Raw genomic sequence first — 922 nt, forward strand, 5'->3', positions numbered from 1 at the left:
AGAGCCTGTTTGAGGACGAAACCTCAGGCTGGATTGTTGAGGGCGTTGGCGGCCATGAGGCAGGCGACGCAGGCAAGACGGCCGGTCGCGACATCAAGGCGGCCGGCGCGCTCGCGCAGCAGGCCGCCCCAGTGGCCCAGCCAGCCGAAGGTGCGCTCCACGACCCAGCGGCGCTTCAGCACCACGAACCCCTTCTGATCGGGGTCCTTCTTGACGATCTCGCAGCGCATGCCGTGGACGTTGCACCACTCCTCGCAGCGCTTGGCCCGGAAGACGCCGTCGAGCACGGCCAAGCGCAGGCTCGGCCAGAGCGGCTTGCCCTCGTCCAACGTCGGCAGCGTATCGCAGTCCTGCACGTCGGCCGGCACCACGGCCAGCGCCAGGATGTGCCCTTCCGCATCGACCATCAGCACACGTTTACGGCCCACGACCTTCTTGGCGCCGTCGTAGCCGCGCGGCCCTCGCACGCTGAGGCACTTGACGCTCTGCGTGTCGATGATCGCCAGGGTCGGCGTGGCACGCCGCCCGCAGCGACGGCGCTGACGGCGTGCCAGCGCTCGCATCAGCGTCTCGAACAGACCCTTGTCCACCCAGCGTCGGAACCAGCCGTAGACCGTGCGCCACGGCAGGAAACCTTCGGGCAGCGCCCGCCATCCGCCGCCTGTACGCAGGTGCCAAGCAATGGCCGCCATCACCGCACGCGCCGACTTGGCGTTCGGCCGGGTCGCCGGGTCCGCCCGCTCAAGGAAGCGGGCCACCTCGTCCAGGCCCGCCTGCATCACTACATCCTTCAGGCGCGTCTCATGACGCGTCCGATGCCGGTCCGTCCACATCTGCTCTCTCCTCCGTCCTGCCAGACGGATCGTGTATTGGTGACACGAGACAGATGGGGACGGCCGGCGGAGGACCTCAAACAGGCTCT

The 922-nt window shown here is 68.4% G+C and carries 1 protein-coding gene; it reads right to left on the minus strand.

Annotation, left to right across the window (positions count from 1 at the left end; translation table 11 throughout):
* Positions 1-23 precede the first annotated feature (23 nt).
* The gene (locus MFF56_RS31850; protein WP_238232215.1) at positions 24-779 is read right to left on the minus strand and encodes an IS5 family transposase; all 756 of its coding nucleotides are present in this window, start codon (positions 777-779) and stop codon (positions 24-26) included.
* Between the last annotated feature and the right edge of the window lie 143 nt (positions 780-922).

Source organism: Methylobacterium hispanicum, from assembly GCF_022179285.1.
Lineage (GTDB): Bacteria > Pseudomonadota > Alphaproteobacteria > Rhizobiales > Beijerinckiaceae > Methylobacterium > Methylobacterium hispanicum.